General features: G+C 60.7%; 13 protein-coding genes. 10 read left to right on the forward strand and 3 right to left on the reverse strand.

Annotated features, from left to right (window positions below; translation table 11 throughout):
• Positions 1-65: 65 nt before the first annotated feature.
• From EH199_RS23865 to EH199_RS23885, 4 genes are all read left to right on the forward strand, one after another.
• Positions 66-350 (forward strand): zincin-like metallopeptidase domain-containing protein, encoded by a 285-nt coding sequence (locus EH199_RS23865; protein WP_124811516.1) that lies wholly within the window; start codon positions 66-68, stop codon positions 348-350.
• 103 nt (positions 351-453) lie between these two features.
• A complete protein-coding gene (locus tag EH199_RS23870; protein WP_124811517.1) occupies positions 454-1110 on the forward strand; it encodes a hypothetical protein in 657 nt (218 codons plus the stop codon).
• 10 nt (positions 1111-1120) lie between these two features.
• Positions 1121-1726, forward strand: a complete 606-nt coding sequence (locus tag EH199_RS24885) for a hypothetical protein (RefSeq protein WP_223806909.1) — start codon at positions 1121-1123, stop codon at positions 1724-1726.
• Positions 1727-1750: 24 nt separating this feature from the next.
• Positions 1751-1984 carry a hypothetical protein gene (locus EH199_RS23885; RefSeq protein WP_124811518.1) on the forward strand — a complete coding sequence of 78 codons (234 nt, stop codon included), beginning with the start codon at positions 1751-1753 and terminating at the stop codon, positions 1982-1984.
• Here EH199_RS23885 and EH199_RS23890 read toward each other — a convergent pair.
• On the reverse strand, positions 1978-2466 hold the full coding sequence (locus EH199_RS23890) for a hypothetical protein (protein WP_124811519.1): 489 nt from the start codon (positions 2464-2466) through the stop codon (positions 1978-1980). The genes EH199_RS23885 and EH199_RS23890 overlap by 7 nt on opposite strands.
• A gap of 108 nt (positions 2467-2574) precedes the next feature.
• On the opposite strand from EH199_RS23890, the gene EH199_RS23895 reads away from it, so the two are divergent.
• The 3 genes from EH199_RS23895 to EH199_RS23905 all read left to right on the forward strand — a co-directional run bounded on the left by EH199_RS23895 (position 2575) and on the right by EH199_RS23905 (position 4359).
• On the forward strand, positions 2575-2982 hold the full coding sequence (locus EH199_RS23895) for a DUF3768 domain-containing protein (RefSeq protein WP_124811520.1): 408 nt from the start codon (positions 2575-2577) through the stop codon (positions 2980-2982).
• A 4-nt stretch (positions 2983-2986) separates the two neighbouring features.
• Positions 2987-3304: a hypothetical protein gene (locus tag EH199_RS23900; protein WP_124811521.1), complete on the forward strand. Its 318-nt coding sequence runs from the start codon at positions 2987-2989 to the stop codon at positions 3302-3304.
• A gap of 170 nt (positions 3305-3474) precedes the next feature.
• Positions 3475-4359, forward strand: a complete 885-nt coding sequence (locus EH199_RS23905; RefSeq protein ID WP_124811522.1) for a DUF5677 domain-containing protein — start codon at positions 3475-3477, stop codon at positions 4357-4359.
• An 87-nt stretch (positions 4360-4446) separates the two neighbouring features.
• Here the strand turns inward: EH199_RS23905 and EH199_RS23910 are convergent, their stop codons facing one another.
• Positions 4447-4890: a hypothetical protein gene (locus EH199_RS23910; RefSeq protein WP_124811523.1), complete on the reverse strand. Its 444-nt coding sequence runs from the start codon at positions 4888-4890 to the stop codon at positions 4447-4449.
• A gap of 230 nt (positions 4891-5120) precedes the next feature.
• Here EH199_RS23910 and EH199_RS23915 point away from each other — a divergent pair, with 230 nt between their 5' ends.
• The 3 genes from EH199_RS23915 to EH199_RS25155 are packed head-to-tail and all read left to right on the forward strand — an operon-like array spanning position 5121 to position 6432.
• The gene (locus EH199_RS23915; protein WP_223806910.1) at positions 5121-5543 is read left to right on the forward strand and encodes a hypothetical protein; all 423 of its coding nucleotides are present in this window, start codon (positions 5121-5123) and stop codon (positions 5541-5543) included.
• Positions 5540-6064: an XRE family transcriptional regulator gene (locus EH199_RS23920; protein ID WP_124811524.1), complete on the forward strand. Its 525-nt coding sequence runs from the start codon at positions 5540-5542 to the stop codon at positions 6062-6064. The genes EH199_RS23915 and EH199_RS23920 overlap by 4 nt, the downstream gene beginning before the upstream one ends.
• A gap of 14 nt (positions 6065-6078) precedes the next feature.
• Positions 6079-6432, forward strand: a complete 354-nt coding sequence (locus EH199_RS25155; protein ID WP_124811525.1) for a VOC family protein — start codon at positions 6079-6081, stop codon at positions 6430-6432.
• 65 nt (positions 6433-6497) lie between these two features.
• Here EH199_RS25155 and EH199_RS24890 read toward each other — a convergent pair whose 3' ends face one another.
• Positions 6498-6929, reverse strand: a complete 432-nt coding sequence (locus EH199_RS24890; RefSeq protein WP_223806911.1) for a hypothetical protein — start codon at positions 6927-6929, stop codon at positions 6498-6500.
• Between the last annotated feature and the right edge of the window lie 65 nt (positions 6930-6994).

Genomic DNA, 6994 nt, shown 5'->3' on the forward strand with positions numbered 1-6994 from the left:
AGCAAGGCCCAGGCCGCAGCCGATTGGATGCATGCCCAGCAGCCCCAGGCCGAGGAGATGGCGGCGTGAAACAGGTTCGCAAAAATGGCGCTGGAATTCACATTAGCGCTGGACTGTCAGGATATGTCGCCTCGCTCTGCCAGGCCACCCTCTGCGCCGAATACGGTCTCCCCAATGAGCTTCACGACAGCCACGCCTCCTATATCCACCACTGGTTGAAGATCCTTCGCGGCGACAAGACCGCGATTCTCCACGCGGCGGCCAAGGCCGAGCAGGCGGTGAAGTGGCTGCGCCAGTTCGATCCCGCGCTCGGTTCGACCCTGCCGGACGAACTCAAGGAGGCGGCCTGACGCCGTCCGGAAAGCCGAGGCACTGCGATCGCTCGCATGGCGAGCGGGAAGGGGAGGGGGTGGGAGCTCGATGCGCCAGGGGGCGCAAAGGGAGACTTCACCGATGAACTACGATCTCGACTTCCGCTATCGCCGTGCCCTGCAGCCCGACGCGCTCGCGACCATTGCCACTGCCACCCAGGCCGTTGTCGATGCGATGCAGGATGCGCGCAACGCCGGGATCGACCCGGCCCGCGATCCCGCGACCATTCTGCTCGCGCGTCACGTCGGCCGCATCGCGCTCGGCCACGCGTCCGATGAGACCTTCGCCGAAGACCTGCCGCTGCGCCGGCAGTGTCTCGCCAAGATCGACGAGCTGAAATCGAAGCCTGCGCTTGTCGCGCTGGCCCGGCGCGGCATCGGCTACGACCCGGAAGCAAAGCGCGCCTTCCACCGCGAGGCGCGTTCGGCGCTGCGGGTGGCGGCGCGCCATCTGGGACTCGAACCTGACCAGTACGATCTGCGCAGCAACTTTGCGGGGCCTGCGGTCTCGGGCGAGATCACGCTCCACGGTGACGAGATCTACGTTCAGGTCTCGATCCCTTGCATCCGTCCGGGCCGCGAGGTCATGTTCCGCCGCTGCAAGGGCCGCCAGGACTACCTCGGCGACCGCAATCACTTCTGCGACATCGCGGTCCTTGCCGCGCCGCACAGCTTCCGTGCGCTCGTCGTGCGCGAGACCGGCCTTTCCATCAACCCGCGCCAGCAGGCGCTCGTCTAGGAGATCCGCCATGGGTTGGCTGTTCATGTCCCGCGGCGGCATGGCCCCGTTCGCCACGCCGAAGGCCTATCTCGACAACCAATGCACCTATCCGCCCGACCCTGAGAAGGGCCGGGCGACGGGCCTGCGCGTCCTCAAATCCACCGTTCGTTCGGGCGCCTACTACGCCGCCTGCCAGAGCTACGATGTCGAAGGCCCGCGCGAGACATTCGCGATCATCTGCCTCGTCAAATGGAGCCCCGGCGCGCGCAGCGGTGAGGAGTTCGGTTACAAGGACATGAGCGAAACGATGGGGCCGTACAATTACGATTGCCCGGCCTCGATCCTCGATCTGCTCGGTCCTCCCGGCAACGAATACGCCGCGCAGTGGCGCGAGCACTGCCGCCAGCGCCTTGTCCTGACCACGCGCCGCAAGCCGGCGCCGGGCGACATGCTGGTGCTGGCCGAGCCGCTGACCTTCGCCGACGGGCAGAGCGAGCGCAGCTTCCGCGTCGTCCAGTCGGGCCGCAAGACCATCCTGCGCCGGGTCAGCGACGGGGTCGGGGTGAAGATCAGCAAGCTGATGAGCCGGGTCTGGACGATCGTGCCGCCGCCCGCCGCCCCGTCAGCCTCGTGACCCGGCACCCAAGCGAGTAGTGCCATGACCGACCCCGCACCACCTCAGCGCTCGTCCAAACGGGCGCGCCTGTGCAGCATCGAGAACGCCAACCGGATCGCAACCCGGGTTGCCGAGCACGTCCAGGGCGACACCGCCGTGGTCAAGACTGGCAATCCCCTGCAGCCCTTCCGCGTGGTGCTGGCGAGCAAGGCGGCGCCGGGGCGCACCGTCTCGCGGGTCGTCACCTGCAACGATGACGATCCGGATGATCAGTAGGGGCCTGGCCCGCGTTCGACGAACCACGATTGCCCAAGCTCGAAATCGGGGCTCGCTGATACGACCGGGCCATCGGGCGCTTCACTGACATAGGGCGAAACGAGGTCCTTGCGCCGCACCCGCAGTCGGCTGAGCCAGGCCGCGGTGCGGCCGCGCGCCTTGAGGATCGTCAGCAGCCAGTCCATCGCCTCGGCCATTTCGACCACCCCGCGCCCGGCCAGGCAGTAATAAATCGCCCGCTGGAAATCGTCGCACTGGGTGCTGAGGATACCGGCGAGCTTTGCCCGCCCGCCGGGGGCGTTTTCATGCACCAGTGACACTGCCTCGCGCAGTTCCCGTACCGACAGATAGGCATCGTCTACGCCGCCGCCGATGCACAGCGCCGCGATCGCCCGGCGCACCGGCGGCAGGTTCTCGTCGCACGACGCATCGCGCAGGCCGATGTCGAGATCGAAATGGTCGAGGTGGCTGGGAGCGGGCATGGCGTGATCCTTCCCAAAGGAACGTAGCGTGAACGCTCAAACCCCGTCAACCGGACAGTGGAGGGGAGGGGGCACTCGGCGGGGGATCAATCTTGAAAGGAAGAACCCATGACCCAGCTTGCTCAATCTACGCCCGCCGCCGTCAACCACGCTGCCGAGATTGCCCGGCTCAACGACGCGGCCCGCGCGGGGTCACTGCCAACTTCGCGCACTGTGTTCACCCGGACGCTGGCCGACATCCTTGCTGGCGACGGCGACGACCCCGGCGCCCGGCAAGCCAGCCTGATGATGGGCCAGGCGGCGCTGCGCAGGCTAATCAACGAGACCCCGATCGAGCCGGGGAACGACCCTCACGGCGAGCGCGACTTTGGTGCGGTCGAGTACCAGGGGCACAAGATCTTCTGGAAGATCGACGTCTACGCCAACGACGGGACGTTCTCCTGGGGCTCGGAGAGGCCGTGGGACGCGCAGCAGAGCTTTCGCGTCGTGACGGTCATGCTGGCAAGCGACTGGTGAGCCGATGAGCCGGTATTCTTTGAAGCCGCTCGCTCAGCACTCGGACATTTTCGAGGTTGCGGTCGGATGGGACCCGGGGCTGGGCACCTTCTTCGTGATGGTGTTCGGCGTTGCCGATGCTGGCCGCGATCCGGATGTGCGGCACTGGCGTGGTGGCCAGCCCAGGCAGATTGCAACGATCGAGGAACTCCAGATCGAGGTTTCGCCGTACGCAGAGCTTCCGCTGGAACTGGGGAGGCGCCTCAGTAACGATCAGCTCGACGGTGATGCGGGCCCTTCGCAGCGATTGAGCCGGTTCATTTCACGGCTGCTCAATCGCTGAATGCCTGGTAGCTCGCCGCCTAAAAGGCGGTCATAGGCGGAATTCGCAGCACTCCCTGACTGCTGCCATCCGTTCATGAATTATAGTCGGATGATCGGGCAATGTTAGCGATGCCAATTCCCGACGTGTCCGGCGCTTTACGCTTCAACTCGATAGATTACGATTGCAGAATGAGCAGTCACAACAGAAAGCAACGAAGGGCAGCCCGGGCGCGCGATAGGGGAGGCGAACAGGAAGTTCGATCGCTGGGTAGCCCTATCCGCGAACAAATAGACAGGCTCAGCTCGCTAGGCGGCTTCGCGAACCATGTCTCGATGGCCCTGACGGGCCTTCCAACTTCAACCAGTGGTATGCTCGCCTCGATGGTTTTTGCAAAATGCTGTGCGCATGCCCGGTCGATTGGCGCCATAGCCCTACAGTCATCCATGTTCGATCATCATGCGATAATGGCTCTTGCCCGGATGATCATGGAGGCCTCGACTATGATAGCTTACCTGCTGGATCCAGTGCCTGACGAAGAATGGGAATTTCGCCACACCCTGCTCAGACTTCATGATTCCGTCGGCAGGCTGAAACTCATGCGAGGCTTTGGGATGTCGGCCGATGATATTCGAGTAGGCCGAGACGAATTAAAGGCCCAAATCGAGGCAGGCCCAACTTTTCACAAACTGTCGGATGAGCGCAAAAAGCGCGTCGCTAGCGGCGAGGAAATGTTCGTCGTCGGCATGCGCAATGTTGCGACTAGGATGATGGGATGGGACGAGACGCAGTTCAACGGCGTCTACGCCTATTTTTCTGCCCATACCCATTCGGCCCCGATGAGTTTTTCGCGCATGGCAGATCATGGGATCGATTATTTCCACCCAAGTGATACACAATTCGAGATCCCGGCGCTTTCAATAGAGGTCGCCATGGCGTGCCTTCGCCGCTCGATGTTGCGCATGCTCGAAGGTCACCCCGAAAAGATCGCCGAATTCCATCCCAAGCTTTTGGCCGAAGCATACGAAGATGACGCAGGCTGCCCGTTCTTCAGTAAACCCTTGCAGGCTGGCTGAGCCGCTGCGAGCAGCGGGATTCCGAAATCTTCCTGCCATTCTCTATGGCACCAGGGAAGCTAGGACTGAAAAAATGGCATTGCGAGATCAGAACGGAATAACTCCGGCGCGGTGAAGAGCGATCACTGCATCGCGCTCAACGAAATCACGGCGGTGCTCGACCTCCCATTCGGTGAACGAGAAAAACAGCGAGTGAGCCAGTATGCCAACAATTGGTATGTGCCTGGGAAATTGATGTGCTGTCAAGTCGTAGTTTAGATCTCCGACCATGACCCAAAAATGGTGCTCGTGCTTTCTGGGTTTTGTGCCCTTTATGATGACGACGTTTGTCAGGCCGTACCTTTCTTCGAGAAGATAGGTAAGGATTAGTGACACGCTCTCGCAGCAATTCTTGGGATAAGAGTAGCTGAAAGGAAAATCGAAAGCCCCGTCCTGCTTGTTCCGCTCGAGGAACGCCACGAGCCGGCGGACCGATTCCTCAATCTCAAATTTAGTTGTGACTTTTCTAGCGAGGTGCGCGGTGCGGTTCATGGACCATCGGTAGCAGCCGCCAAAACAGGCGGCGAGTCGCAAAAGACAACGTGCTACCGCGCCGGTCAGGGCCCGCCCCAGAAGTGGATGTTCACGGCCCTCATCCTATCCGTAAAACCTACCTTCCGTTCATCCGTCCAGCATGTGAGCAGGGGATGAGTCTTAGCCGGGTCGAATGCGCTGGGCCTCTGGCTTATGGCTGCGGCACTACGGACGGCAGTGGGCAAACGATGACTGCGCCGGTGCGATTTTGCCTCAAATGGGCTCTTGAAAATATGTCGAAAGCAACATATGTCGTTTTTAACATGGATATGCGCGATCGCCTCAAAGAGTTCTGCCTCCGCCTTTTGGCTGCGCCGGCTTGCGCATCCAAGGCGGAGGCTTTCGAGCTTCTCAGCCTAACTCTGATCGAGGTCGAGAACGAATTTTCCGGCATCGCCTTCGATCCTGCTTTTCCGCGGGATGATGGCCGGATGTATCCGCCGCGAGACGACGCGCACCGGTCGGTTCCCGGGCGCGACGATTTGCACCGCTACCGCAGCCAGGGACACAATACCTATTTCAGTGAGAGCGGTGCGATCCTGATAGTCGATCTGAACAAGGTCGTTCTTTTGGACAAGGCCGGCCACAACGCGAGGAGCATTACGCTATGAGCGAACCCATTCATGAGTTGATCGAAGCGCTTCAGTCTGAAGTGTCGGTTTCCTTCGACATCGACGAGCCTTCCAATCCGGACGGTGAGTGGTGGCTCGACATTGAGATCGACGGCATGCGGTCGAATGTCCTGTGGCAGTCTGCGCTCGGTTTTGGTCTATTTATCGATACGAACAGCTATGGACGACGCCCTCAGGAAATTTACAGGAATTCCGCAGAAGCTAGCGCACGCATTCTACAACTTGCAGCGCAATGGCGTAAGAATGCGCAAATACACCCATTGGGCCTTCGAGAGTTGCGACATCTTCTAGGCGAAACGCAATCACACCTCGCTGATAGCCTGGGAACAGATCAAGCGCGCGTATCTCGTTTGGAAAAGGGTGCGGATATCAAAGTCAGCGCACTTATAAATTATTTGCGAGCCATGGGCGGCCGGCTGGAATTGCGTGCGCATTTCCCAACATTTGAGGCGCCCATTGAGCCTGTAGATCCCGTGGCGGTCAAACAAAGACTGAATTGAAAGGAGCCTGCCCCATGCAGCTAAACCTTCTCGTCCTTCGCGCTCGCAATCCCCATGCCCTTGCTGATTTCTACGGTTCACTCGGTCTCGCGTTCCAACTTGAAAAGCACGGGAGCGGTCCCGTGCATTTGAGCTGTGAAACGGGCGGGGGCCTCCTCGAAATCTATCCCTGCCATGAGGAGCATGCGAGCACCCGCGCCGTGCGCCTCGGTTTCACGGTTGATGACCTCGATGCGCGGTGCATTGCCGTTGCATCTAACAATGGACGACTTCTGAGAGCACCGCATTCGACGCGGTGGGGACGGCGTGCAACAATCGAGGATCCCGAAGGTCATACCGTAGATCTTGTGGAGGCGGATGCAGTCTAGCAGAATTCTGCCGGCCAAGCAGATAGTGGGAGATCAACGTAAGTTGTCGGACACGATCCTTTCGTTCATTTCGATATGTCATGATGTCTCTCGCGGCCGGCAAGATGGCTGCGAGCGCGAGGGAAGTTCGGGCCAAAAAATTTTACATCCGGATTTCCGATCGCGGCTAACCGTTTCTTGAGCCAGACATGGACCAGTCGCCGCACAGTCAGACGCATCAGGAGACCACTGAAATGCGAGCGGCACCACTGACGTGCTTCCGGAAAGGCGGTGAACGCTATACCCGCCACCAGGCAGTGGAAAACGAGATCGCGCTCGCTTTGGGCATGCCTCATACCGTCTGGTGTGACCAAACTTGGCGGATCGAGACCCTGGCTCATCTTATCCGGCTTCGGCGACGCGACAACGATCCGCATGTTCTCGGCATGCTTGGCGACATATCCTGACAGTCCAGCCCTAATGTGACTTCCACCGCAAATTTTCGGGGCGCGGATCATGCGGCGATCTCCTCAGGCTGGGGCTGCTGGGCGTGCATCCAGTCGGCGGCCGCCTGCGCCTTGCT

This window comes from Novosphingobium sp. LASN5T (assembly GCF_003856955.1).
Classification (GTDB): domain Bacteria; phylum Pseudomonadota; class Alphaproteobacteria; order Sphingomonadales; family Sphingomonadaceae; genus Novosphingobium.

What these genes read in the sequence shown, in the direction of transcription:
- EH199_RS23890 (WP_124811519.1), bottom strand. Translation starts at nt 2,466, where the DNA reads ATGCCCGCTCCCAGCCACCTCGACCATTTCGATCTCGACATCGGCCTG.
- EH199_RS23920 (WP_124811524.1), top strand. Translation starts at nt 5,540, where the DNA reads ATGAGCGAACCCATTCATGAGTTGATCGAAGCGCTTCAGTCTGAAGTG.
- EH199_RS23915 (WP_223806910.1), top strand. Translation starts at nt 5,121, where the DNA reads ATGACTGCGCCGGTGCGATTTTGCCTCAAATGGGCTCTTGAAAATATG.
- EH199_RS23900 (WP_124811521.1), top strand. Translation starts at nt 2,987, where the DNA reads ATGAGCCGGTATTCTTTGAAGCCGCTCGCTCAGCACTCGGACATTTTC.
- EH199_RS23910 (WP_124811523.1), bottom strand. Translation starts at nt 4,890, where the DNA reads ATGAACCGCACCGCGCACCTCGCTAGAAAAGTCACAACTAAATTTGAG.
- EH199_RS24890 (WP_223806911.1), bottom strand. Translation starts at nt 6,929, where the DNA reads ATGATCCGCGCCCCGAAAATTTGCGGTGGAAGTCACATTAGGGCTGGA.
- EH199_RS24885 (WP_223806909.1), top strand. Translation starts at nt 1,121, where the DNA reads ATGGGTTGGCTGTTCATGTCCCGCGGCGGCATGGCCCCGTTCGCCACG.
- EH199_RS23905 (WP_124811522.1), top strand. Translation starts at nt 3,475, where the DNA reads ATGAGCAGTCACAACAGAAAGCAACGAAGGGCAGCCCGGGCGCGCGAT.
- EH199_RS23885 (WP_124811518.1), top strand. Translation starts at nt 1,751, where the DNA reads ATGACCGACCCCGCACCACCTCAGCGCTCGTCCAAACGGGCGCGCCTG.
- EH199_RS25155 (WP_124811525.1), top strand. Translation starts at nt 6,079, where the DNA reads ATGCAGCTAAACCTTCTCGTCCTTCGCGCTCGCAATCCCCATGCCCTT.
- EH199_RS23870 (WP_124811517.1), top strand. Translation starts at nt 454, where the DNA reads ATGAACTACGATCTCGACTTCCGCTATCGCCGTGCCCTGCAGCCCGAC.
- EH199_RS23895 (WP_124811520.1), top strand. Translation starts at nt 2,575, where the DNA reads ATGACCCAGCTTGCTCAATCTACGCCCGCCGCCGTCAACCACGCTGCC.